22 protein-coding genes are annotated in these 21759 nt (G+C 60.3%); 6 read left to right on the top strand and 16 right to left on the bottom strand.

Annotation, left to right across the window (positions count from 1 at the left end; all coding sequences use genetic code 11):
• Positions 1-4: 4 nt before the first annotated feature.
• From HMPREF3158_RS04630 to betA, 8 genes are read right to left on the bottom strand one after another with little or no spacing between them, the layout of a single operon-like run.
• The gene (locus HMPREF3158_RS04630; protein ID WP_062036301.1) at positions 5-301 is read right to left on the bottom strand and encodes an MGMT family protein; all 297 of its coding nucleotides are present in this window, start codon (positions 299-301) and stop codon (positions 5-7) included.
• The gene (locus HMPREF3158_RS04625) at positions 302-1096 is read right to left on the bottom strand and encodes a VOC family protein (protein WP_070497493.1); all 795 of its coding nucleotides are present in this window, start codon (positions 1094-1096) and stop codon (positions 302-304) included. It lies immediately after the preceding gene.
• On the bottom strand, positions 1096-1383 hold the full coding sequence (locus HMPREF3158_RS04620) for an RNA-binding S4 domain-containing protein (RefSeq protein ID WP_070497491.1): 288 nt from the start codon (positions 1381-1383) through the stop codon (positions 1096-1098). Before HMPREF3158_RS04620 ends, HMPREF3158_RS04625 begins: the two co-directional genes overlap by 1 nt.
• Before the next feature lie 10 nt (positions 1384-1393).
• Positions 1394-2317 (bottom strand): CE1 family esterase, encoded by a 924-nt coding sequence (locus tag HMPREF3158_RS04615; RefSeq protein ID WP_070497489.1) that lies wholly within the window; start codon positions 2315-2317, stop codon positions 1394-1396.
• Between the two features lie 4 nt (positions 2318-2321).
• The gene (locus HMPREF3158_RS04610) at positions 2322-2648 is read right to left on the bottom strand and encodes a YbjQ family protein (RefSeq protein ID WP_062036309.1); all 327 of its coding nucleotides are present in this window, start codon (positions 2646-2648) and stop codon (positions 2322-2324) included.
• A gap of 10 nt (positions 2649-2658) precedes the next feature.
• Positions 2659-3012, bottom strand: coding sequence for a DUF2218 domain-containing protein (locus HMPREF3158_RS04605; RefSeq protein ID WP_062036311.1), 354 nt, complete (start codon positions 3010-3012; stop codon positions 2659-2661).
• A gap of 25 nt (positions 3013-3037) precedes the next feature.
• Positions 3038-3748, bottom strand: coding sequence for a LysE family translocator (locus HMPREF3158_RS04600; protein ID WP_070455692.1), 711 nt, complete (start codon positions 3746-3748; stop codon positions 3038-3040).
• Between the two features lie 21 nt (positions 3749-3769).
• Positions 3770-5545, bottom strand: a complete 1776-nt coding sequence (gene betA, locus HMPREF3158_RS04595; RefSeq protein ID WP_070497488.1) for a choline dehydrogenase — start codon at positions 5543-5545, stop codon at positions 3770-3772.
• Positions 5546-5878: 333 nt separating this feature from the next.
• Here betA and betT point away from each other — a divergent pair, with 333 nt between their 5' ends.
• The gene (gene betT / locus HMPREF3158_RS04590) at positions 5879-8128 is read left to right on the top strand and encodes a choline BCCT transporter BetT (RefSeq protein ID WP_070497486.1); all 2250 of its coding nucleotides are present in this window, start codon (positions 5879-5881) and stop codon (positions 8126-8128) included.
• A gap of 45 nt (positions 8129-8173) precedes the next feature.
• A complete protein-coding gene (locus HMPREF3158_RS04585) occupies positions 8174-9751 on the top strand; it encodes an aldehyde dehydrogenase family protein (RefSeq protein WP_070497485.1) in 1578 nt (525 codons plus the stop codon).
• Positions 9752-9877: 126 nt separating this feature from the next.
• Here HMPREF3158_RS04585 and HMPREF3158_RS04580 read toward each other — a convergent pair whose 3' ends face one another.
• Both HMPREF3158_RS04580 and HMPREF3158_RS04575 read right to left on the bottom strand, forming a co-directional pair.
• The gene (locus HMPREF3158_RS04580) at positions 9878-10423 is read right to left on the bottom strand and encodes an NADPH-dependent FMN reductase (protein ID WP_061919953.1); all 546 of its coding nucleotides are present in this window, start codon (positions 10421-10423) and stop codon (positions 9878-9880) included.
• A 31-nt stretch (positions 10424-10454) separates the two neighbouring features.
• A complete protein-coding gene (locus tag HMPREF3158_RS04575; protein ID WP_062039233.1) occupies positions 10455-11144 on the bottom strand; it encodes an alpha-ketoglutarate-dependent dioxygenase AlkB family protein in 690 nt (229 codons plus the stop codon).
• Positions 11145-11211: 67 nt separating this feature from the next.
• Here HMPREF3158_RS04575 and HMPREF3158_RS04570 point away from each other — a divergent pair, with 67 nt between their 5' ends.
• Both HMPREF3158_RS04570 and HMPREF3158_RS04565 read left to right on the top strand, forming a co-directional pair.
• Positions 11212-11844 (top strand): sugar O-acetyltransferase, encoded by a 633-nt coding sequence (locus HMPREF3158_RS04570; RefSeq protein ID WP_070497483.1) that lies wholly within the window; start codon positions 11212-11214, stop codon positions 11842-11844.
• Positions 11845-14079 (top strand): ATP-dependent RNA helicase, encoded by a 2235-nt coding sequence (locus tag HMPREF3158_RS04565; RefSeq protein ID WP_070497481.1) that lies wholly within the window; start codon positions 11845-11847, stop codon positions 14077-14079.
• On the opposite strand, the gene HMPREF3158_RS04560 is transcribed toward HMPREF3158_RS04565, so the two are convergent.
• Positions 14063-14857, bottom strand: a complete 795-nt coding sequence (locus HMPREF3158_RS04560; protein ID WP_083291044.1) for a TSUP family transporter — start codon at positions 14855-14857, stop codon at positions 14063-14065. The genes HMPREF3158_RS04565 and HMPREF3158_RS04560 overlap by 17 nt on opposite strands.
• A gap of 22 nt (positions 14858-14879) precedes the next feature.
• On the opposite strand from HMPREF3158_RS04560, the gene HMPREF3158_RS04555 reads away from it, so the two are divergent.
• A complete protein-coding gene (locus tag HMPREF3158_RS04555; RefSeq protein WP_246816178.1) occupies positions 14880-15926 on the top strand; it encodes an AbrB family transcriptional regulator in 1047 nt (348 codons plus the stop codon).
• A gap of 54 nt (positions 15927-15980) precedes the next feature.
• Here HMPREF3158_RS04555 and HMPREF3158_RS04550 read toward each other — a convergent pair whose 3' ends face one another.
• Complete coding sequence (locus HMPREF3158_RS04550; protein ID WP_062036328.1) at positions 15981-17642, bottom strand: DUF885 domain-containing protein; 1662 nt, start codon at positions 17640-17642, stop codon at positions 15981-15983.
• Positions 17643-17711: 69 nt separating this feature from the next.
• Complete coding sequence (locus tag HMPREF3158_RS04545; protein ID WP_062039239.1) at positions 17712-18281, bottom strand: LOG family protein; 570 nt, start codon at positions 18279-18281, stop codon at positions 17712-17714.
• Between the two features lie 96 nt (positions 18282-18377).
• On the opposite strand from HMPREF3158_RS04545, the gene HMPREF3158_RS04540 reads away from it, so the two are divergent.
• Complete coding sequence (locus tag HMPREF3158_RS04540) at positions 18378-19439, top strand: ROK family transcriptional regulator (RefSeq protein WP_070455701.1); 1062 nt, start codon at positions 18378-18380, stop codon at positions 19437-19439.
• Here the strand turns inward: HMPREF3158_RS04540 and HMPREF3158_RS04535 are convergent.
• The 3 genes from HMPREF3158_RS04535 to HMPREF3158_RS04525 form a co-directional block, all read right to left on the bottom strand.
• Positions 19436-19921: a ferritin gene (locus HMPREF3158_RS04535; RefSeq protein ID WP_070433350.1), complete on the bottom strand. Its 486-nt coding sequence runs from the start codon at positions 19919-19921 to the stop codon at positions 19436-19438. The two genes, HMPREF3158_RS04540 and HMPREF3158_RS04535, sit on opposite strands and share 4 nt — an antisense overlap.
• A gap of 248 nt (positions 19922-20169) precedes the next feature.
• Positions 20170-20988, bottom strand: a complete 819-nt coding sequence (locus HMPREF3158_RS04530) for an HtaA domain-containing protein (RefSeq protein ID WP_062036334.1) — start codon at positions 20986-20988, stop codon at positions 20170-20172.
• A 103-nt stretch (positions 20989-21091) separates the two neighbouring features.
• Positions 21092-21739: a biliverdin-producing heme oxygenase gene (locus HMPREF3158_RS04525; RefSeq protein WP_061919937.1), complete on the bottom strand. Its 648-nt coding sequence runs from the start codon at positions 21737-21739 to the stop codon at positions 21092-21094.
• Between the last annotated feature and the right edge of the window lie 20 nt (positions 21740-21759).

Here is a 21759-nt window from a genome sequence, read left to right as displayed (position 1 = left end):
GCTCTCAACCGATCAACCCTTCCAAGTCGCGGGCATCTAATCCATGGCGACGCATGCTTACGCGGCCGTCTTTATGAGTAATTCCTTCGGCTTCCCAGCGTAGGATTGAGCGCTCAGGCGCGTGCGAGGTGCCGTCGGCGCGCACCACGCGCCACCAGGGCAGGCCGGGGACCTTCTTCATCACCCAGCCCACGTAGCGGGCATGGCAGCCCGCCGCTTTAGCCACTTCCCCGTAGGTAGAGACGTTGCCGGCCGGAATGCGCCGAACGACCTCCGCTACTTCCTCTACCTTGTCTTTCATCTAAAAGTCGAGGTTGAGAACGTCGTCCGACTCGCGCGGCTCTTCCTCCGGCGCGTCCTCGACCTCGGCCAGAGTGACCGTAGCGCCGGTGGAATCAGCCAGCAGGCATAGGCGCCCGAAAGGCGAATCCCACGGCTCGCGGATAACCTCACCGCCAAGCTCTACTGCCTTGGCAGCAGCCGCCTCGAGATCACGCACGCCGAGGTAGGTCTGCCAGAAGCTCGGCACCTGCGGCGGGAACTGGCCCTCCGCGTTCCAAAAGCCGGCGAAAGGCGCGCCTTCTTCCTCCGCGGTGGCATAAGCATCGCCGCCACGGACCTCCCAGTTAAACAGCTCGCCATAAAAGTCCAAGGCCTGCTGGTAGCTGGTAGTGGCAGTCAGTTCGTGCCAGACCGGCGTGCCCGGTTCGCCGCCGGCCACGAACTGGTCCGCGCCCGCCGGTTGGATGAGGCCAAACATGCCACCCGCGACGTCGACAAGCAGCGCCATATGGCCCAGCTGCACCTGCATTGCCGGCGCCAGCACGCGGCCACCAAGCTGCTCCGCACGCGCACAATCGCCGTCGATGTCCTTGCTCAAAAAGTAGGTCACCCACGTATCCGGCATGGAAGCCTGCTCGGGCTGCGGAATGAAGCCGGCAATCGGCAGGCCCTGCACGCGGCCCACGCGGTACTCGTTAGCGGAATCAACTTCCCAGCCCAGCACCTGCTCGTAGAAGTTCACGGATTTCCGCGGCTCAGAGGTGGTCAGGTCAATCCAGTAGGGCATGCCTACTTCAGCTTCGAAAGCGGGCATTACATGTTCCTCCACTTCTCCGGATCAAAGTCATCGTCTGCTGTGGCCTCATCGAAGTAATCGTCCTCGTCCTCATCTGCGGCGGCCACGCGCGCAGAAGTGCCATCGATACTGACCTCATCTCCTGGGTACAAGGTGGCGCCGCGCTGGGTTTGCACCTGCCCATTGACCGTGACCTCGCCTTGCGCGATGAGCTCCTTTGCTTCACCGCCGGTACCGACGAGGGAGGCCAGCTTGATGAACTGGCCGAGCTTAATGGAATCGCCCTTGATTGAGACTTCTAACATGCGGCATAGCTTACCGAGAAGGCACCTTGCCGGGATACTCAACCTTAAAGAAGTCCAAAATGGAGTTGGTTGCCCAATCGTGCGGGACAAGCCCGCTGCGATCCGTTACGCCACCGTTCCAGGTGTGCGTGCCGCCCTTAATTTTGTAATTCACGGTGGGCACCGCGCAGGAACCCCACGTAAAGCGGGTGACTGCGTCTTCCCGGTGCTCGGCGGGGAAAGGATCGCAGGCATTGTCCTCGGCGACTTCCGCCATGGTCTCCTCCACACCGCGGTAGTGGCCACCGTGGGCGGTGCCGCCACCATAATTAATAACGACGTCGGCAGTGCCGTGCACCGCAAAATAAGGGGTGGGCTTTCCTTCACAGTTTTCATCCACGGCATCGTAGTTCGCCGCGGAAACCGTGGCGGCGCCGTCCAACTGCCGGTTGCAGGCTAGGGCGCGCACGAAACCGCCGCCATTGGAAAAGCCTGCGGCAAAGACGCGGCCATCGGTGTTGTAATTCTGTTTAACCCAGGCCAAGGTGTCATCGACCAAAGCGAAGTCTTCCCCCAAGGAAGTCTGCGCATAAGGAGCAGGCGCCCAAGCCTCCCCAATACCCGCCGGAAAGAGCGTGATGGCGTTGGCCTCATAGAGCTCAGTGTCCTGGAAGATGGTCGCGGGATCGCTGTTATATCCATGAAAGACCATGACCACCGGCGCGGGCTGCGCTGCGTCATAGTTATCGGGTACGTGCGCGATGAAGCTTCTGCCGCTGGGCAGCTCGATCGTGCGGTAGTGGCCGGTCTGCGTTGCGCCCTGGGAAGGAAGCTCGGCCTTTTCCGAGGCCGTTTCCATGTCCGCGGGATAATCATAAGGGCCGTGCCCCGGCTCATCGACGTGCGAGCACGCGCTCAAGCCTAGGCACAGCGCTATTAAAAGATACTTGCGCACCTATCTAGAGAGCGCGCAGCTTTACTGCTGTGCCGGTGGCGGTGACCATCAGCATGTCGTTGGCCTGGCCCATAGGCGAGTAATCAAAGCTGATGCCCACGACGGCGTCGGCGCCCAGCTCCTGGCCGCGGTTCCACAGCTCGTTAAGCGCTGCCTCGCGGGCCTTGACTGCCTCTTCCTCATAGCCAGCGGAGCGGCCGCCAGTGAAGCTGCGGAAGGAGGCGCCTAAGTCCTTGAGGAAGTTAATACCGGTCACCGTCTCACCCGCAATGACGCGAATGTACTCGGTGATTTCGTGACCATCGACGTTGTTGGTAGTGGTGAAAATCATGAGCCCTAGACTACCTGCGTTCTGGGGGAAGATCAGCGACGCTGAAGTACACGCCCGGTGTGCCGTCGGCGCGGGTGAACTCGACCTTCAAGTCGTCTTTCTTGCCAAAGCCCACGAGGTGGCGGGCCACAACGTGCTCGACGGACTTGATGCTTTCTGAGTCTGCCTCGACGTTGAGGAGGAGGATGTTGGGCTCAACAGCAAGGTCGAGGGTGCCGCGGGTGTTTTCGCGCTCGAAGACGCAGCGGCCGGTTTCGGTTTCTGGGTCCCAGTGGGCGTCAATCTTGGCAGAGAAATGTGATGCCAGCTGCTTGCCGTAGCGTGCCGGGCGATCGGTTGAAACGCGTGCGGTGGAATTGCTCATGCCGGTCACTGTACGTGATTTAGGTTTACCTAACCAGCGCGAGTATTCCCTCATAAATCATCACGCAGCCCAAGGCGCCGAAGATGAGGCCCGAGCCGATATCGAGATGGGCCGAATACTTCGTGAGGAAACGCGCCGCCGCGCGGACGATGAGCGCGAAGGTAGAAAACCACGCCACGGAGACCACAGTCAGGATGATGGCGATGAACACGGTCCATTCAAGCCCCATGTCAGGGCGAATGAACTGGGCAAAGACGGCGCCGAAGAAGACGAGCGCCTTCGGGTTGGAAAGGTTGGTGAGCAGGCCCAGCTTGTAGGCGCGGCCAGCGGTGATGTCCTCGACGTCGCCAGTGCTCACTGCCTGCTCGATGTGCTCCTCGTCGAAGCTTCCCGCGTTTTCTGCCGAGTCCTGTGAAGTACTGCGGGCAGAGCTAAGGGCAGAGCGCCGTTGCGCCAGGCCCGAGCGGATGGAGCCATAGGCCATCCAGAGAAGGAAGCCGCCGCCCACCAGCTGCAGCAAGCCAAGCAGACTGGGGCGAGCGGCGATAAGAGCAGATAGTCCTGCCAGGGAGGCGGTGAGCCAGACGACGATGCCGGTGCAGATGCCCAGCGCACACATGATTCCGGCACGCATGGACCGCGGGGCGACGCGGATGACCTGCACTACATCAGGGCCGGGAGCGACGATCATCGCCACCCACACTCCTAGCAGCGAAACTAATGCAGCTAAAGTCATCCGACCCTTCTCTTGGCTCTTCTAGTAAGCACCCTTTACGGCCTGCTTGTGATCGCGCACTGCCTCGCCTGGGGCGTACAGCGGCATATCCTCGCCAGCCTTGTACCAGGTTACGTCGTTAAGCGGTGCCAAAGGCTTCTTTCCGGCAATCAGATCGGCGGCCTTCTCGCCCACCATCATCGTTGGCGAGTAGATGTTGCCGTTGGTCACGGACGGGAAGACGCCAGCATCAGCGATGTAGAGGCCCTCAATGCCCCAGACCTGCATGGTTTCTGGGTCCACAACCGCCATAGGGTCATCCTTGGAGCCCATCTTGGTGGTGCACGACGGGTGCAGTGCGGTCTCACCGTCGTTACGTACCCATTCGAGGATCTCCTCGTCGGTCTGCACGTCAGGGCCCGGGCTGAACTCGCGGGCGCCCACCTCAGCCATGGCTTCGGTGTCCAGCAGAGAACGCGCAACGCGCACTGCCTCGACCCACTCGCGGCGATCCTGGTCGGTCTTCAGGTAGTTGAAGAGAATCTCCGGCTTTTCGTGGATATCGGCGCTCTTGATGCGGACATGGCCCTTGGTATCGGAGAACATCGGGCCAACGTGCCACTGGAAGCCGTGCTTGACGTCGGCCTTCTGGCCGTCGTAGCGCACTGCCATCGGCAGGAAGTGGAACATCAGGTTCGGGTATTCCTCGTTCTCGTTGGAACGAACGAATCCGCCACCCTCGAAGTGGGAGGTTGCGACCGGGCCCTTCTTGGTGAGAATCCACTGCAGGCCCATAAATGGCCAGCGCCACTTGTCCAGGTAAGGCTGGGAAGAAGCGGTGGACTTGGTGGTCTCGTACTGGATGTAGACCTCGAGGTGATCCTGCAGGTTCTCGCCGACGCCCGGCAGGTGCTTGACGACGTCGATTCCGTGCTTGCGCAGCAGTTCCTCATCACCGACACCGGAGACCTGCAGCAGCTGCGGGGTGTTGATGGCGCCAGCGGAAAGGACGATCTTGTCAGCGAATACGCGGTGAACGCCGCCCTTCCACTCGTATTCCACGCCGATGGCCTTCTGGCCTTCGAAGAGGACCTTGGTGGTAAACGCGCGAGTACGAACCTCGAGGTTCTCGCGGTCTAGGTTCGGATGTAGGTATGCACGCGCGGCGGACCAACGCTTGCCGTGCTTGATGTTGCGGTCGAAAGGAGCAAAGCCTTCCTGGCGGTAACCGTTAACGTCGTTGGTCAGGTGGTAGCCGGCCTGCTGCACGGACTTGAACAGGGCCTGGAAGAGCTCGCTGGTTGCAGGACCGCGGGAAAGGTAGAGCGGGCCGTCGTGGCCGCGGCGCGGATCGTTATCTTCTGCCGCGGCGGCGTTTTCCATGCGGTTGAAATAAGGCAGGCAGTGCGCGAAGTCCCAGTTTTCCATGCCCGGGTTCTTGGCCCACTTCTCGTAGTCCATGGGGTTGCCACGCTGGTAAATCATGCCGTTGACGGAAGAAGAGCCACCCAGCAGCTTGCCACGGGCGTGGTAGATGCGGCGGCCATTCATCTCTGGCTCCGGCTCGGATTCGTACATCCAGTCGTAGTTCTTTGCACCAATCGGGAAAGAGAATGCGGAAGGCATGTGGACGAAGAGATCCCACAGGGAATCGTTGCGTCCGGCCTCAAGGACCAGCACACGAGTGTTCTTGTCTTCGGTCAGGCGTTCGGCGATGACGGAGCCTGCGGAGCCACCGCCAACGACGACTACGTCGCTTACTTCATCGGTGACCTTTTTAGCGGAACGCTTCTTGGTCAGCTTGTCCATAAAACCCATAAATCCCCTTCTTTCTGTGAAATATTTCACACGTCAAGATTGTCCCACCGGAAGTGAAAACATTGTAATTTATACAAAAGTCTGTATTTATTCACATCGCCTCATGTGCGGGCACTACCTTCAGAGTACACATCCTTCTAGAAGTTTGCCCATCTTAATGTATATTTACCTTGTCCGTATGGATGTCTCTGGAGATGAAATCCGAAGTCTTTGCACATAGGTTGCCCGAATATGATTCATTTCACTCACCTTTCTCTCCCTGCGATCTTGTGAGCATTTTGGGGCACCCGTGCGAAAGATTCGGCCCAAACCAACCAACATTAGGAGAAGTAGATGGCTAACTTTGACCCTCACGATCCTGAGGAGTCTCACACTTCAAGTAAAGTCCCCCAAAAAGGGGGTAAAAACACCTCTCTCGCAACCCCCTCTGGAGAGCCCAAGAAGCGCAGCCCACGCTACCAAGTTCGTGCCCTCGTCGGCAGCTACAAGGCTGAAACCGGCGATGCCGTAGGCGCGGATCAGGTCCCTGCTCCCAAGACAAACTGGCCGGTATTTATCATCTCCGGCGTCCTCATTATTGCCATGGCGCTCTATGCCGGGCTCGGCCGCGATTCCGCGGCGGAAACCCTCGCCAGCGTCACCGGCTGGATCGGCCACAACCTCGGCTGGTTCTATGTCCTCACCGCGACCATCGCCGTGGTCTTCGTGCTCTATATTGCCTTTTCCAATGCCGGCAATATCCGCCTCGGCCCGGACCACTCGCGGCCGAAATTCAACACCTTCTCTTGGGCGTCCATGCTCTTTGCCGCCGGCATCGGTGTGGACCTCATGTTCTTCGCTGTCGCAGAACCCGTGACCATGTACGTCACCCCACCGGTCGGGGAAGGCGAAAACATGGAGGCCGCCAAGGAGGCCGTGGTGTGGGCGATGTTCCACTACGGCATCACCGGTTGGGCGCTTTATGCACTGATGGGCATGGCCTTCGGTTACTTTGCCTACCGCCTCAACATGCCACTGGCTATCCGCTCCGCGCTGTATCCGCTCATCGGCAAGCGCGTACACGGCCCAGTTGGTGATGCAGTCGATATCGCTGCCATGCTGGGCACCGTCTTCGGTGTGACCGCCTCCCTGGGCATCGGTGTGGTGCAGCTGTCCTACGGCTTCCACCTCATCTTCGGCATCGAGCAGGGTCTTGGCCTGCAGTCCGCTCTCATCATTATTGCGGTGGCCATTGCCACACTGTCGGCTGTATCCGGTGTGGATAAGGGCATTCGCTTCCTCTCCGAGCTGAACGTCTATTTGGCCATCGCGCTGATGATCTACGTCGTGGTCTTTGGCAAGACCGCCTACCTCTTCGATGCCATCGTGACCAATATCGGTGACTACGTCTCGAAGTTCCCATCCTGGACCATGGAGACCTTCGCCTTCGCCGAAGACCAAGCCAACGTAGACACTTGGATGCAGTCCTGGACCCTCTTCTTCTGGGCATGGTGGATTGCCTGGGCTACCTTCGTCGGCCTGTTCCTCGCCCGTATTTCCCGCGGCCGCACCCTGCGGCAGTTCATCTTCGGCGTGCTGACCTTCCCCTTCCTGTTCATCCTGATGTGGATGTCCTTCTTCGGCAACACCGCTTTGGACATGGTTCGTTCCGGCGAATACCCCGACTTTGCCGAAGCCGCGATCAATACACCGGAGCAAGGCTTCTACGACATGCTGGCCGAGTTCCCCGGCGCATCCATCGTCATCTTCTTGACCACGTTCATCGGTCTGCTGCTCTACATCACCTCAGCCGACTCTGGTGCGCTGGTGATGTCCAACTTCACCTCGAAGATTACGGATAGCCGCCAGGACGGCCCGAAGTGGATGCGCATCTTCTGGTCCGTCACCGTGGGCGCACTAACCTTGGCGCTTTTGCAGATCGATGGCATCACCACAGTCCAGTCCGCCACCGTGGTCATGGGCCTGCCTTTCGCCTTCGTGGTCTACCTCATTATGTTCTCCCTGTGGAAGTCCCTGCGCCTAGAAAACGTGCAGCGCGAAGCCCGCACCACCGCTATGCACGGAGTGATTTCCTCCCGTACCGAGCGCGAACCGGCCAATGCCGACCTCTGGAAGAACCGCCTCGACCGGGCCAATACCTTCCCCTCCAAGCAGGAGATGGATACCTACCTGCGCGAAACCGCTACCTACGCCCTCCAGCAGGTGGCAACGCACATGCGTACCCGCGGCTACGACGCCATCTTGCTCACCAGTGAGCTTCCCGACGTCGAACTGCCCCAGCTCGACCTAGAAGTAAAGCTGCACAATGAGCGCATGTTCCGCTACCAGCTTTTCCCGGTAGCGGCCGAGCGCCCCGATTTCAGCGCGGGCGAAGGCGACGAGTACTACCGCCTCGAGGTCTACGATATGACCGGTTCGCTGGGCTATGACGTCTACGGCTATTCCGAGAACCAAATCATCAATAACGTGCTGGACCTCTACGAGCGCCACCTGGCCTTCCTCTACATGCAGCAGACCCAGCCGGGTGACTCCGATGTCTCTGATGGCGCCGAGCCCGAGCGCACCTGGCGCGAAGATAGCTAAGCTGGCCACTACAACTACCTCTATGAGAGAAAGGTTGCTTTTCACTTGAGCACCCAGAACACTTTGTTCGACCCCACCCAGACCGAGCTGCTAAAGGGCGTGCATGCTGATGGCGCCCCGAAGTCCCTGTTCATCAACGGTAAGTGGGAAGCCGCCCAAAGCGGCGACACCCGCACCATCATTTGCCCGGCCGATGGTTCCACCGTCGGTTTAGTCTCCGAGGCATCCGACGAGGACACCAAGCGCGCCATCAAGGTTGCCCGTGAAAGCTTTGATAACGGCGAGTGGACTAATACCCCGGCCGCCGAGCGCGGCAAGCTGGTCATCCGCGTGGCCGATTTCATCCGCGAGCACAAGGAACTTTTCGCTTCCGCCGAGTCCGCTGATACCGGCAAGCGCTATGAGGAGTCCTTGGGCGATATGGATGACATCGCCAACGCCTTTGAGTACTTCGGCACCCTGGCCCAGCACCAGGCCGGCCGCGTAGTCGACCCGCAGGATCCCAACCTGCGATCGCGCATCGACGCCGAGCCCGTTGGCGTCTGCGGACTGATTACCCCGTGGAACTACCCGCTTCTGCAGGTCTCCTGGAAGGTCGGCCCGGCCCTGGCCGCCGGCAATACCTTCGTCCTCAAGCAGGCGGAACTCACCCCGCACACCGCGATGCTGCTCATGGCCGCCCTCAAGGAATGCGGATTGCCAGACGGTGTGGGCAACCTCATCACCGGCGCCGGTGCCAACTGCGGCAACCCACTGTCCCAGCATCCTGACGTCGATATGGTCTCCTTCACCGGCGGCCTGGTCACCGGCAAGATCATCGCAAAGAACGCTGCGGAGACCGTCAAACGCACCGCGCTCGAGCTCGGCGGCAAGAACCCGAACGTCATCTTCGCCGATGCCGATTTCGACGTCGCCGTGGACAACGCCCTCAATGGCGCCTTCTTCCACTCCGGCCAGGTCTGCTCCGCAGGCTCCCGCATCGTTGTCGAAGAGTCTCTGCACGATAAGTTCGTCGATGCCCTGGTAGAGCGCGCCAATAAGATCAAGATCGGCGGCCCGACCGATGACAAGGCCGAGACCGGCCCGCTCATCTCCGCCGAGCACCGCGAAAAGGTTGCCGCCTACGTGGACAAGGCCCGCGAGCAGGGCGCCAAGATCCTCACCGGCGGCCGCGCCGCCACCAGCGAGGACACCAATGGCCAGCACGGCACAGGCACCACCGACTTGGGCGCTGGTGTCTACTACCTGCCAACCATCATCGATGGCGCAACCCGCGAGATGGACTGTGTCCACGACGAGGCCTTCGGCCCTACCGTGACCATCGAGACCTTCACCACCGAGGAGGAGGCCATCGCCATCGCGAATGACACCGAGTACGGCCTGGCTGGCGCCGTCTATACTTCCGACGCCGGCCGCGCCGAGCGCGTTGCCCGCGCCCTGCGCCATGGCACCATCTGGATCAACGACTTCCACCCGTACCTGCCGCAGGCAGAGTGGGGCGGCTTCAAGCAGTCCGGCAATGGCCGCGAGCTTGGCCCCACCGGCTTGGCCGAGTACCAGGAGCACAAGCACGTCTACCAGAACCTGGCCCCTGCGGCTTGGGACCAGTTCGGCTTGCAGTAATTAACTCTGCGTACGTGGCTTGATGGTCATCGTGTCGATGTAAAGGTGCGCTGGAAGCGAAGCCACCCAGCGCACCGTCGAGCACGCAGACTTCCCGCGAGATAGTGACCTCGGAAGGATCGGTTTCTAGCTCGCGATGGAATCCTCAAGCTCAGCCAACATGTTGTCCACGAGGCCAATCTTGAAGTCAGCTGGCGCGAAGGCGCCCTCGTTCATGTCGGTGATGAGGTTGACCTCTACCTGAGTGCGCAGCTGCTTCATGGAGAAGTTAGCCACTGCTAGGCGCCATGCCTCAACTGCGCGAATGCCGCCGGAGAAGCTGTAACCCACGAAAGCGATGGACTTGTTTACCCACTCGGCGCCCAAGGAATCGAAGGCGTTCTTGAACGGACCCGGCACGGAGTGGTTGTACTCAGGGGTGACAAAGACGTAGCCATCGCAAGAATCGATGGCATCGGACCAAGCCTGAACGTTGGCGTCGTCATAGCTCTTGTTCGCCGCCATCGGGATGACGGAGGTGGTCATGATCGGAACGTTGAATGCCTTGAGATCAATTACTTCGTATTCAACGCCGGTGTTGCGGCCTTTAGCCAAGTCACCAACCCAGTTTGCGATTGCCTCGCCTGCACGATCGTCGCGAGTAGAGCCGAGAACGATGCCAATCTTTGCCATGGGAATAACCCTCTTTCGTTTTGTTGATTAGTCAACAAGAAAGACTAGCACGCGCGTCAACTTGGCGAATAGTGATATTGATTCGCCCTTCCCGCAGACCACATCCTTCTGGCAACGTTGCGTCATTAACCCGCACCACACCGTGATAGGCCAGCCGCTTCGGTCCGCCAAAGACAATCAGATCCCCTGAACCAAGCAGAACGTCATCCCAGGGCTTATTGCGGTTTTCCGTATTGCCCATCCGAAACAGCGCTTCATCACCAATGGATAGAGAAATTACCGGCGCCAAGGATTCCTCAAAATCGTCGACGTGCATGCCCATCCCCGAGCCCGGTGGATAGTAATTCACCAACGCCATCTCAGGAACAAAGCTCTCAGCCCATGGCGCTAACTCGGGCGCGACCTCGGCAGCCGCGCGCAGTGCCGGAGACGCCAGCTCCCGCAACGATTCCAGCATCGGCGGCACTCGAGTCCCCTCAATATTGTCCACGTAACGATAGGTCTCGTAATGCCAGAACCTGCCCAAATGCAGCTGATGCACGCTCATCTGCCCCGACTTCAAACGTGGGCGATACATCGCCATCGGCGTGCCCGCATAAGCCCGCGCCACCTCACGAACAGCAGAAACCAACGCTTCTTGGCTGCTCACGGACAACCATCCTGGCAGATGCGCCACGCCCGGCGCGACCTGGACGGCGGGGCGAGAGACGTCGAAAAGCATGGCCCAAGAGTACATGTCCGTCCGCAGCACACAAGACGTCCCTTTCACGCGACTAGACTAAATCCCCATGAACCTCGAGCAATTCGGCACCTGGGAAAAAATGTCCGGCGGGCACTGGCACCTGCCGGGGCAGACGGAACAAGTACGCGCGGAGCACGCCCGTACTTTCCGCTTGATCAAGCAGTTCAACGAGTTAGGTAGCACCGATCAAGACAAAGCACGGGAAATTCTGCGGGAGCTGCTTCCGGAGGAATCCCATGTGCCGGGCTGGTTCGGGCCGGCCAACGTGGAGTTCGGTTGCAACCTCATCATAGGTGAGCATGTCTTCATCAATTTTAATGCCACCATCTTGGCCCAGGCCAAGGTCACGCTGGGGGATCGCGTGATGATTGGGCCCAATTGCTCCCTTATCACCGTGGGCCATCCGGTCAATGACCACGAGATGCGCGAGGGAGGTTGGGAGATTGCCAAACCGATCACCGTGGGCCGCAACACCTGGTTCGGGGCCAACGTCACCGTCATGCCCGGTGTCACCATTGGCGAGGATTGCGTCATTGGTGCGGGCACGCTCGTCACCCGCGATATCCCGGATAAGTCGCTGGTACTGGGCACTCCCGGCCGCGTGGTGCGCAAGCTCAATGGAGACAACCTCGAGCGCGAAGATCTCGAAGGCCCAGTGGAAGGCTTCGGGCTGACGTAGATGTTCGATCTCGCACGCATCGGCGCGGGCCTGCCCGTTGCCGAAACCATCGATAGCCTGCCCAAGACCGGAAACATAGTGGTGCAGGCCCCGCCTGGCACCGGCAAGACCACGCTAGTTCCGCCGGCCTTGGCAAACATGGATGGCAAAGTCATCGTCACTGCCCCACGCCGCGTCGCAGTCCGCGCGGCAGCCAACCGCCTCCAAGCGCTGTCCGGCCAGCAGATCGGCTACGCGGTGCGCGGTGATTCCCGCAAAGGTCAGGACGTAGAGTTCGTCACCCCGGGCGTGCTGCTGCGCCGCCTCCTTAAAGATCCCGAGCTCACCGGCGTTGCCGCAGTAGCCATCGACGAGGTTCACGAACGCCAGCTCGACACGGACTTGGTCCTTGGCATGTGTCTCGAATTGGCGCAGCTGCGCGACGATTTCCGCGTCGTCGCCATGTCCGCGACCGTTGATGCGCAGCGTTTCTCGCAGCTTATGGACGCCCCGGTTCATGTCACCGAGGCGGTCACTCATCCCCTCGATATTCACTATCGCCCAGCGCCTGGACGTGCTTCCGGCGACCGCGATTTTTATGCTCACGTAGCCCGCCAAGCCATGGGGCATACAGGTTCCACACTGGTCTTTGTCCCCGGCGTGCGCGAGGTGGAGCTGGTCTGCAAGATGCTGCCGGAGGCCTATCCGCTCCACGGTAGGCAGAGCACGGCTGAGCAGGATGCTGCGTTGTACACGGATGCCGATCGCATCGTTGTCGCGACATCCATCGCGGAATCCTCCCTGACGGTGCCCGGCGTGCGCACCGTGGTCGACGCTGGTCTCTCGCGCACCCCGCGCCGCGACGCCCAGCGCGGAATGTCCGGTCTGGTTACCGTATCCACCTCCAAGTCGAGCGCGGATCAGCGCGCCGGACGTGCAGGCCGTGAGGCCCCGGGTACCGTCATCCGCTGCTATTCCCAAGAGGATTACCAGCACTTTGCCCCGCACATCACCCCGGAGATCTTGAGCGCCGACCTCACTCAAGCCACGCTATTCCTGGATTGCTGGGGCGCCGGTCCGGATTTCCCGTTGCTGGATCAGCCACCTGCACGCGCGCTTGCCGACGCCCACCGTACCCTCACCGCGATTGGCGCCACCCCGGAGCTCGCGACCATGCCTACCGACCCACGCCTCGGGGCTGCACTTTTGAAATACGGCTCCCAAGCTGCCCCAGCCGTGGCGGCGCTGAGCGATTCCCCGCGCGGGGATATCACCCGCATCGCTCCGGCCAAACGCGAGGTCCAGCGCCTCGCGCGCCTCGTGCCGGATAAGGGCAGCGTCGATCCCAGCCGCGTTGTGGCCGCCGCATTCCCCGATCAGGTGGCAAAGAGAATGGGCGATGACTACCTTCTGGCCAGCGGTACCCGCGCCCGATTATTAGAGGACAATGGTGCCGCATGGCTGGCCGTAGCGGAAGTGTCTCTTTCTAACGCTGGAAACGCCATCATCCGCGCCTTTACCCGCATCGACGAAGAGGCAGCGCTTGCAGCCATCGGCACCACTGAAGAAGTAACTGCGACCTTAAAGGATGGGAAAATCCGCGGGCGCAAAGTAACCCGCGCCGGCGCGATCGAGCTAAGTTCTACCCCCATCAAGGTCACCGGTGCCGCCGCCGAAGAAGCCCTTGCTGCCGGCATCCGCGAGCAGGGCCTAGGTCTTTTCTCTTTCAGCGAGAAAGCCCAGATCCTGCGCAATCGCCTTCGTCACCTCTACCGCAACTACGGCGCGCCTTGGCCAGACGTGGAGCAGGCGGATCCTGCCGAGTGGCTCGGCCCCGAGCTGCACCAGATTGCAGAAGGCACGCCTGCCTCCGCTATCGACGTCTACCCTGCTCTACAGCGACTTCTGCCCTGGCCGGAGGCAAGCAAACTCGACGAACTCGCACCTGAGCGCCTACCCGTTCCTTCCGGCAGGGATGCAAAGATCGACTGGAGTGGCGAGCGTCCCGTGGTCTCCATCAAGCTGCAAGAGTGCTTTGGCTTGGCCGAATCCCCCGTATATTGCGGCCACCGCGTGCAATTCCACCTGCTCTCGCCTGCCGGCCGGCCGCTTGCCGTCACCGATGATCTGGCCAGCTTCTGGGCTGGGCCCTACCAGGGCGTGCGCGCCGATATGCGCGGGCGCTACCCCAAGCACCCGTGGCCCGAGGACCCGTGGACCGCACCTGCCACCGCCAAGACTAAGAAGCGGATGTAGTCCCCCACTGCTGGATGCCCAGGTAGATGCTCATTACCACCACGAGGGTAAGCAGGGCATAACGAATCAGCTTGGTGCCGCCGCCTAGTACGGTGCGGGCACCGAGCTGCGCGCCAATGACGTTAGCCACGGCCAAGACTAGGGCCAGCGCCCAAATGACGTGCCCTCCCAGGATGAACACGCAGAGCGCGCCGACGTTCGTGCAGGTATTGACCACCTTCGCCATCGCCGCTGACTTGAGGAAGTTCTGGGAGAAGATGCCCGTAAACACCATGATGAGGAACATGCCGGTGCCGGGGCCAAAGATGCCGTCATAGAAAGCGATGCAGGCCACCGCTGCCAACGCAGCCCACCTACGCCATCCGCCACGGATGCCTTCGCTTTCATTCGTGCCAAAGCTAGGGCGAAAGGCCACGAAGGCGCCGGCGCAGACCATCAACACGATAATCAGCGGGCGCATCACGTCCTTATCAATCATCGCCGCAGCGCCCGCGCCGATGCCGGAGCACACCAGCGCTACCAGGCTTAAGCGGACAAGCTCCCCCGCCGGTGGCCGAACCTTGCGCACCATCGTCACTGCAGCCGAGGCCGTGCCCGAGACTGCCGCAACTTTATTCGTGGCCAGCGCCGTCGCCGGCGCCAGTTGCGGTGCCACCGCCATGATGAGCGGAATTAGTACGAGTCCCCCGCCGCCAATGACGGCATCGATCCATCCCGCTACCGCAGCTCCTGACGTCAAAAATGCCCAACCGCTAAACCCCAGGTCCAACAACTCCATGCGTGTTATTAAACTCGACGCCATGTCTGTTCGTGCACAGTGGGCCATCATTGCGCCAGGGTCTGTGGCCCTCGGCACGCTTTTTACTTACCTGCACGTGCCCGCCGCCTGGATCCTGGCAGCCATCGTGGTCTCCGGCGCGATGGCGCTTATCACCGGGCAAGAACTCACCGTCAACAAGCACTTCTACGCCGTGGCCCGCGGCTTCATCGGCATCATGGCAGCCATCCCCCTCACGCTGGTACCGGCCTCGCTACTTCTTGGCTTTCTTCCCGCCGCCATCACGATGTCCCTCATCACCGTCGTCGTCGGCATGGCAGGCGGAATGTTGCTGCACCGCTCGCAGCCCAAAGAGATCTCCTGGGAGACCGGCATATTATCCATGCTGCCCGGCGGCGCCTCCCTTATGCCGGCGCTTGCCAGCGAGCTCGGCGCCGACTACCGCTACGTGGCGCTGACCCAATACCTGCGCCTGCTCGCGGTTTCGGTCTCTCTGCCTTTTATGGTCAGCTTCATGACCACTGAATCCGGTGGCACGGATGCATCCGTCCACGTCGATAGCGCCTGGTGGGTCATTGCGCTGACCGTAGCTATTGCGGTCCTCGGCGAGCGCCTAGGCAAGCTCGCGCACCTGCCCGCCTCAGCCGTCTTGGGCCCGCTCATCCTCACCGTCATCGTCGCGCAATTCCTGCCCGCCGGGCACACACTGGAGCCGCACTCCATCTTCAAGATCATGGCATTCATGTCCATCGGTTGGGTCTGCGGCGGCGGACTGTCCATCCCCGCGCTGCGTTCCTTTGCCAAGCAGCTCCCGGCCACAATCGCCTTCATCATTATCGTCATCGGCGTCTGCGCGCTTACCGCCTGGCCGCTGACGGCCTGGCTGGATATCTCCTATTTCGAGGCCTACCTCGCCACCTCGCCCGGCGCTCTCGAGACAGTTCTTGCGCTATCTTCCGAAGGCGGCGCGGGACCTGCAGTGGTCGCGGTGCAGATCGTCCGCCTCATCATCGTGCTCGTTATCGCAGGCTATTTGCCCCAAATTTTGCGCCTTATAACCAAAAAGTAAGTGACCATCAAGCGCTCCGCTGCTATCAAATGGCTAAGACTGAAAACTCAGGCTTTAGTTCAAGATGGTCTGCCGCAGAATCGACATAGGAACAGATCCTAGCGCCAAGGCCTCGGAGTGGAAGTCCCGTACGCTCATTCCCTGCTCCACGGCCTCCTGCCTGGTCTGCTGCCATAGGCGCTCGCCCAAGGCATAGGAAGGCGCCTGCCCCGGCCAGCCCAGGTAGCGGTTGACCTCAAAGTTGAGGTTCGCGTCATCCATCGCGGTGTTTTCGCGCATGAAGGTCTTCACGTGGGCCTTATCCCACTTGCCAGAGTTGCTGCAGTCCGGCAGCTTCTTGCCCAAGTGCAATCCGATGTCCACCACAACGCGGGCGGCGCGGAAACGCTGGGCGTCGAGAAGCCCCATGCGGAATCCCGGATCCTCCATATAACCCAGCTCCGCCATGAGCGCCTCAGCGTAAAGCGCCCAGCCTTCGCCGTGGCCCGAGTTCCAGGTCACCGCACGGCGCCACAGGTTGAGATCATCTTGGACCAGCGCAGAACCCAGCTGCAGATGATGGCCCGGCACGCCCTCGTGGTGAACCGTGGTCAGCTCTTGCCAGGTGTGGAAACGCTCCTGGCCAGCCGGAACTGACCACCACATGCGGCCGGGACGCGAGAAATCATCTGAAGGCGGGGTATAAAAGATGCCGCCTGTACCGGCAGGATCGATGCAGCATTCGATATCGCGGATCTGCTCCGGAATGTCGAACTCGGTGCCATCCAAATCCTTGATGACTTTCTCCGCCGTGCCCTGCATCCATTCCACGAGCGCATCGGTGCCCTCCAGCACGTAGCGCTCCTCTTGGTTGAGGTTGCGCATCGCGGCCTTCACGGTGCACTCAGAGCCATACAACTCGTGCGCGATCTTTTCTTGCTCAGCGCGGATTTCTTGGACACGCTCCAGGCCCCACTCGTAGGCCTCATCAAGATCGACGGTATCGCCGACGAAAAGCTTGGAAAACCGCTCATAGCGGTCGCGGCCCACCGCATCCTCGGTGGAAGCCTGCGGCTGTAGTTCATTGGAGAGCCAATCAGCGAACTGCCCAAAAGCGCTCTTTGCCGCCTCGACCTCAGTACCCTCGACGCCAAGGCCCTCCAGCATGGAACCGGCGTCGGCAAGCCGCTCACACTGGACGAAGACTTCGTTGATCTGGCGATGCGGCGGAATCAGGCCATGTGCCGCCGACTCCTGCAAGGAATCCTTGTATCCGCTTAGTGCGCCACCGACCTTGGACAGGCGCGAGCGAATGGCATCAAGCTGCTCAGGGGTATCCTGCGGCATCAGCAGCAAAGTATCGCGAATGGTCTGCACCGGGGAGGCGATGTTGTTGAGGCTGCGCATATCCTCGCCGTGGTGGTGCAAGTCCAGCTCTAGGCAAAGGCGATCGCGCAAGACGGCTGCGGTCACGTAATCCACATCGTCGAAGTCATCTTCATCATCGGACTCGTCAGTGGTGTCATCCAGAGCATCGACGTCAGCGACCATGTCACGGGTGCGGTCAGCAATAGCCGCGTAGTACTCCGGCGAGAAATCCTGCAGCTCGCCTTCGAATCCCGGGATGCCCCACGCCGTTGCTTCGGTAGGGCTTAGCTCCGCAAGATCGTGCACAAAGTTATCGCAGGCCGCGTCCAAGAGGGAAGGATGGCGGCTCTGGTTTGGCTCTGAACTCATGAGGGTGAAGTCTATCCTTTACCTGGAGCCTAGGGCCAACCTAGGCGCCAAACGTTGTCAGCTTGTTAGCTACTTGTTATCCCACTTCATCCCGGGATTAGTCCAACCCGCAAAGGCATCCAGAACCTGCGCTGGCGTTGGCTCAAGCACGATCGCATCCACAAAGCGGCGCTGCACGAAGCCCGCCTCTGACATGCCCGCGTACATGTCCACGAAAGGACGCCAGAATCCGGCGACGTCCACCAAGCCAACGGGGCCGTCGACGTGGCCTAGTTGCTGCATGGTCAGCACCTCCGCGAGCTCTTCGAGGGTGCCCACGCCGCCCGGCAGACACACGTAGCCATCTGCCAAGTCCTCCATGCGGGTCTTGCGCTGCGCCATGGTCTCCACCACTTCAAGTGAGGTCAGGCCAGGATGTGAAAGCTCTAGGTCCACCAGCTGTTCGGGGATCACGCCGGTGACCGTTCCGCCTCCTGCCAGACATGCATCCGCTACCACGCCCATGAGCCCCACGTTGCCGCCGCCGTAAACCAAGTTGATTCCACGATCTGCCAGCTGCCCGCCCAGCTGACGGGCTGCTTCGATATATGCTTCCGAGTTACCGGTGGCCGAGCCGCAATAAACCGCAATTGAATCCATGGACACCACACTATAGAAAGAATCCCTTAGACAATGTTGTCTAATCTTGCGGATACCTGCTAGACAATACGGTCTAGAAAATCTATACTTCTACTTATGCTCAAACCTGGTCCCGTGTTCACTCGCCCGCGCACCCCAGCGGCTAAGTGCCTTCACCTCGTGCGTTTAAACCCCATCATCACGCGCAGTGAGCTCGTCGAGGCGACAGGACTTTCCCAGCCCACCATCACCCGCGCCACCGCGGCACTGCTCCAGGCGGGCCTCGTCCAGGAAAGAAACGATCTCACCCGTTCCCGCGGCCGCGGGCGCCCCACGGTTCCGCTCGAAGTTGCCGAAAATGACTGGATCCTGGCCGGAATCGCCGTGGGCACCTCGCAAACCCACATCGGCTTCTACGACACGCTCGGGCGCACCATCCGCGAAGATGACGTACCTACCCCCGTCGCGCAGCTGAGCGAGGAGGACTTCATCGAGCACATCATGGCCGGCGTCCATCGCCTAAGCGCAGGCCTCGACCGCAAACTGGTCTCCGTGGGCATTACCACCTCCGGCACTGTCGACGCCGCGGGCCGCGTCACCGCCGCAAACCTGGGTTGGGTCGACGTCGACATCGCAGAGCGCCTGCACTATCAGTTCAGCGTGCCCGTTGTGGTTTCCTCCGCCGTGCCCGCAATCTTGGGCTCCGAAACCCAAGCCGCGGAACTTGGAAATACCGATCCGGTTCTAGTGCTTTTTGCGGATGACTCGATCGGCGCCGCGCTTTCCACTGGCGACGAAGTCTCCCAGATCATCCCCCTGCCTTCCATCGCAGAGGTGCCCCACCCAGAGGAAACCTTAACTACCGCCGCCGTGCAGAAAAAGCTAGACAACGTCGATACCTCCGCGCACCGCGAAATCCTCGATGAACGCGCTCGCCATCTAGGCCTTGTCGCGGCACAACTCATCAAGGAACATGAGCCCACCACCGTTGTGCTCGCCGGTGGAGCATTCCTTGATGACCCTGCTGCGCCGAAACGTTTCGCGGCAGTCGTACGAGAAAAAGCCGGAAAGTCCGCCCAGCTACGTCTCATCCCCTCGCATCAGGAGATCGTGGGGGCGATTACCCGCGCAATTGCGCTCGATCCCCTGCTGCGCGTGCCGCTCGAGCTAAAGGCTTAGCCGCGGGAGGAAAGCTCTGCGTCGATGCGCAGGAGGCCAGAGCCATCGTTGCCCACGAGCTTGATCTGGTCGACGATCTCGCTGACGGTGGACTCCTCCTCGATCTGCTCCTCCAGGAACCAGTTGATCATGGAGCGGGAATCCAGATCGCCGGCCGCATCAGCGGTGCGCGCGATCTCGCGAATCTGCTCGGAGACCTTCTGCTCGTGCGCGAAAGCCGCCTCGAAAGCATCCAGCGGGGTAGCTGCCTTGATGGAAGGAACTGAGATGTCAGAAAGCTCAACGCGGTAGCCGCGGTCCAGCAGGTGCTGCGCGAACTTCTGCGCGTGCGCGCGCTCCTCTTCTGCCTGCGCGTAGAACCAGTCGCGCATACCTGGGAAGGAGAGGTTATCCATCTCGTATGCCAGCTGGGTGTAAATAAGAGCAGCGCCGTGCTCGTTGTTGACCTGATTGTTCAGGAGGGTTTGCAGCTTCTCGTCCATGTCAGGAACCTTTCTCTAAGACACCCCGGAAAGTACAATTGCCTATCAAACCGGGGCGATTCATTAAGTGCAACACCAACAATACAGATTTATTTCCGTCGCGCTAGGAAGGTTTGCTTTAGCAAACATGCCGGTCAAGGCAACTTTTTGGGTTGGATCTCCTAACTTTGCTCAGGATATCCACCACTGCATTCCCCCTTAGAACAACCGCGACACAACCAAGCCACGCTTGACGACGCCGCCCTTGCCTAGAACAGCTTCGGCAGTTTCAGGCCCGGAATCGCACCAGAGAAGGCAGCACCGACTGCAGCCAGAATCGCAACAATCGCGGCTACAATGCCGCCGATTGCACCCGCGGAAGAACCCGCGTCAGGCTTTGGATCTGGTTTCGACTCTGGCTTCGGCTCTGGCTTCACTTCTGGCTCAGCAGCCGCCTTGCCATAGGTGACAGTGAGGTCAGTGTTTCCGTCCTCTAGCGGTCCCGGCTCGTAGAAGCCCAGCATCGCGTCGGAGCCAACCTTGGTGATGGACGTCTGTGCATCTGTGGTGGTGTAGGTCTTCTCTGCTGCCGGAACAATTGCTTCGCTCAACTTAAAGGTGGAGATTTCTGCGTCATCCAGGTCGGTTTCAATTGCCTCCTTGCTGCCTGGCCCCTTGGCACCGGTGGTCTTCAAGTCCGCCGTGATGGTGGCATCAGTGCCGGAAACCACCACCTTGATGTCGCTGAACGTCATATCGAGGCCATAGCCGCCATCTGGGCCCATGCCCGGGTGTGCTTTGAAGTGCAGCGAGCCATCAGTGTCGATGGTTCCGTTACCCTTTTCGTCAACCGTGGATGCGGAAGCATTCACTGGAAGCTTGAAAGAATTGTCAGCGAAGACGGCACCATCAGTGGTCTTAATCTCACCCTGCGCAAAAGGCTTTTGCAGGTAGGAAATGAAGGACTCCTTGATGGGCCAGCTGAGCTCACCGGAAGCGAGGGCAGGAATTTCCGCAGCGGAAGCAGTGGGTACTGCGAGAGCACCGGCCACGAGAGTGGTGGCGGTGAGTACAGAGATTGGCTTCATTTAGTTCTCCGAATCAGAAAGAGTGTAGATGAGAGTATGCAAACTGAGCTTTGCTATACCTAACAGAGGTTAGGCAAGGCTAAGCTTAAAGTCAAGACCTGTTTTAGTGTCGCCGATCTAACTCAGCAAAGATGCCCGAATTAAACGCAAAGGCCGCCTGGGCCTCAGAGATAAGCGCCGCCCGCTCTGCTTCTGCCAATCGCATCTCATCAATACGCTGTCGGTAACCATTGCGGTAAGGAGGAATCTTCCCGATCGCGGTGAAGTCGTAGAAGTTAAGCGCATCCGGATCAATCCCATACAGTGCACCCAACCGCGCCGCAATAACCTGGCCGCCGGAAATGTCACCGAGGTAGCGCACATAGTGATGCGCCACAACCTCAACTGCATGCTCAGGTGTAGCCAACTGCTCAAGGCGGGCCACATAAGCCGCGGTAGCCGGCAAGATGCGAACCTTATCACGCCAATCCCCTCCCAGCTGCTGAGTCAGATCGACCTCGAGAGCATCGCGGCGCTCCAAACGCGGATCGGCCACAGCGCCCGCGGTGGCCGTTTCCGCCACAGCACGCACTGTTCGCTCCAATGTCTCATACACAAACCACAGCTGACCGGTCAGATCGGCGACAGCTTTGGCATCTAGCTCTCCCGCCATGAGCCGCTGCATAAAGCTCGATCCCTCCGCCGCCTCGTGGGCACGCGCAGTCTCCTCGCGCAAAGCCAGCGATAACGGTCGATCCAGCGCAATGGTCATAAATTCTCCTTAGAAAAGTA

Source organism: Corynebacterium sp. HMSC06G04, assembly GCF_001807365.1.
Classification (GTDB): Bacteria; Actinomycetota; Actinomycetes; order Mycobacteriales; family Mycobacteriaceae; genus Corynebacterium; species Corynebacterium simulans.
This window is presented reverse-complemented; position numbering and strand designations above follow the sequence as displayed.

What these genes read in the sequence shown, in the direction of transcription:
- HMPREF3158_RS04545 (WP_062039239.1), bottom strand. Translation starts at nt 18,281, where the DNA reads ATGGATTCAATTGCGGTTTATTGCGGCTCGGCCACCGGTAACTCGGAA.
- HMPREF3158_RS04575 (WP_062039233.1), bottom strand. Translation starts at nt 11,144, where the DNA reads ATGCTTTTCGACGTCTCTCGCCCCGCCGTCCAGGTCGCGCCGGGCGTG.
- betA (WP_070497488.1), bottom strand. Translation starts at nt 5,545, where the DNA reads ATGGGTTTTATGGACAAGCTGACCAAGAAGCGTTCCGCTAAAAAGGTC.
- HMPREF3158_RS04625 (WP_070497493.1), bottom strand. Translation starts at nt 1,096, where the DNA reads ATGCCCGCTTTCGAAGCTGAAGTAGGCATGCCCTACTGGATTGACCTG.
- HMPREF3158_RS04560 (WP_083291044.1), bottom strand. Translation starts at nt 14,857, where the DNA reads ATGGAGTTGTTGGACCTGGGGTTTAGCGGTTGGGCATTTTTGACGTCA.
- HMPREF3158_RS04620 (WP_070497491.1), bottom strand. Translation starts at nt 1,383, where the DNA reads ATGTTAGAAGTCTCAATCAAGGGCGATTCCATTAAGCTCGGCCAGTTC.
- HMPREF3158_RS04600 (WP_070455692.1), bottom strand. Translation starts at nt 3,748, where the DNA reads ATGACTTTAGCTGCATTAGTTTCGCTGCTAGGAGTGTGGGTGGCGATG.
- HMPREF3158_RS04525 (WP_061919937.1), bottom strand. Translation starts at nt 21,739, where the DNA reads ATGACCATTGCGCTGGATCGACCGTTATCGCTGGCTTTGCGCGAGGAG.
- HMPREF3158_RS04580 (WP_061919953.1), bottom strand. Translation starts at nt 10,423, where the DNA reads ATGGCAAAGATTGGCATCGTTCTCGGCTCTACTCGCGACGATCGTGCA.
- HMPREF3158_RS04530 (WP_062036334.1), bottom strand. Translation starts at nt 20,988, where the DNA reads ATGAAGCCAATCTCTGTACTCACCGCCACCACTCTCGTGGCCGGTGCT.
- HMPREF3158_RS04550 (WP_062036328.1), bottom strand. Translation starts at nt 17,642, where the DNA reads ATGAGTTCAGAGCCAAACCAGAGCCGCCATCCTTCCCTCTTGGACGCG.
- betT (WP_070497486.1), top strand. Translation starts at nt 5,879, where the DNA reads ATGGCTAACTTTGACCCTCACGATCCTGAGGAGTCTCACACTTCAAGT.
- HMPREF3158_RS04555 (WP_246816178.1), top strand. Translation starts at nt 14,880, where the DNA reads ATGTCTGTTCGTGCACAGTGGGCCATCATTGCGCCAGGGTCTGTGGCC.
- HMPREF3158_RS04535 (WP_070433350.1), bottom strand. Translation starts at nt 19,921, where the DNA reads ATGGACGAGAAGCTGCAAACCCTCCTGAACAATCAGGTCAACAACGAG.
- HMPREF3158_RS04605 (WP_062036311.1), bottom strand. Translation starts at nt 3,012, where the DNA reads ATGAGCAATTCCACCGCACGCGTTTCAACCGATCGCCCGGCACGCTAC.
- HMPREF3158_RS04565 (WP_070497481.1), top strand. Translation starts at nt 11,845, where the DNA reads ATGTTCGATCTCGCACGCATCGGCGCGGGCCTGCCCGTTGCCGAAACC.
- HMPREF3158_RS04540 (WP_070455701.1), top strand. Translation starts at nt 18,378, where the DNA reads ATGCTCAAACCTGGTCCCGTGTTCACTCGCCCGCGCACCCCAGCGGCT.
- HMPREF3158_RS04630 (WP_062036301.1), bottom strand. Translation starts at nt 301, where the DNA reads ATGAAAGACAAGGTAGAGGAAGTAGCGGAGGTCGTTCGGCGCATTCCG.
- HMPREF3158_RS04610 (WP_062036309.1), bottom strand. Translation starts at nt 2,648, where the DNA reads ATGATTTTCACCACTACCAACAACGTCGATGGTCACGAAATCACCGAG.
- HMPREF3158_RS04570 (WP_070497483.1), top strand. Translation starts at nt 11,212, where the DNA reads ATGAACCTCGAGCAATTCGGCACCTGGGAAAAAATGTCCGGCGGGCAC.